The organism is Candidatus Symbiopectobacterium sp. NZEC135 (assembly GCF_025962695.1).
Genome location: NZ_JAGFPF010000807.1, coordinates 1 through 920, shown reverse-complemented (window position 1 = coordinate 920; position 920 = coordinate 1). Strand labels below are relative to the sequence as shown.

The window sequence follows — 920 nt, the reverse complement described above, 5'->3', positions numbered from 1 at the left end:
CATTACACTCACCTTGATTGTGTGGGTACAAGAAATAAGCGACGTAATACATCACGTCGGTATTATTGATGTGAAAATAATTATTTTTAATAATAACAAGCTAAAAATCGGGCAACGTGAAAATACGTTTCCCGATAATGTTTTATACCGTGCGATTAACCCCCAATATGACATTGGAAACCCAATGATTCGATTTCCTGTTTGAGGATAATTACGGTTTCTTCCGGTATGCTGGGCGCGTCACCCATCGGGTATTCACGGCCAAGTAACGTGTATTTATTTTCACCGTAGGTGTGATAAGGCAATAAATGAATGGTGTCGACATTCGACATCATACGGGCAAATTCGGCAATGGCGTGAATTTCTTCGCGATTGTCATTCACGCCGGGTACCAGCGGAATTCTCACGATGGTTTTGGTAATAAATGAAATTCTAATCAGGTTTTCTAATATACGCTGATTATCCACTCCGGTATTACAGCGATGCACGGCTGGATTGATTGCCTTGATATCCGTAAGCGCCAAATCAATATACGGGAATACGTCTTCGATGGTTTGTGCAGACGTCAGTCCGGTGGTTTCAATCGCGGTATGCCAGCCCTTTTCTTTACAGGCCTTCAGCAGTTCGCGGGCGAATTCCGGCTGCGCCAGCGGCTCGCCGCCAGAGAGCGTAATGCCGCCGCCAGAACGGCGATACACGTTCTCTTCTTTTTGTAGCTCTTGTATCACTTCACGCACGGTGATGCGCTTGCCTTTCATTTCCAACGCGCCGGTCGGACACACGCGGGTGCAATCACCGCAGTTAACACAGCGTTGGCGATCGACAAAATGCGGTGCGGTGATGGACAGCGCCTGGTGTTGACAGGCTTCCAGACATTTACCGCAGTGGATACAGTCATTCTTTTTGAACAGCAGCTCAGG

Annotated in this window: 2 protein-coding genes; one reads left to right on the top strand and one right to left on the bottom strand. The window is 47.2% G+C overall.

Going from position 1 to position 920, the window contains the following annotated elements; translation table 11 throughout:
* On the top strand, nucleotides 1–205 hold a 205-nt coding region (locus J5224_RS30600), incomplete at its 5' end, for a hypothetical protein (protein ID WP_264628796.1).
* On the opposite strand, the gene J5224_RS30595 is transcribed toward J5224_RS30600, so the two are convergent.
* Nucleotides 156–920: glycyl-radical enzyme activating protein (locus J5224_RS30595; protein WP_264628795.1), on the bottom strand; the 765-nt coding region annotated here is incomplete at its 5' end. The two genes, J5224_RS30600 and J5224_RS30595, sit on opposite strands and share 50 nt — an antisense overlap.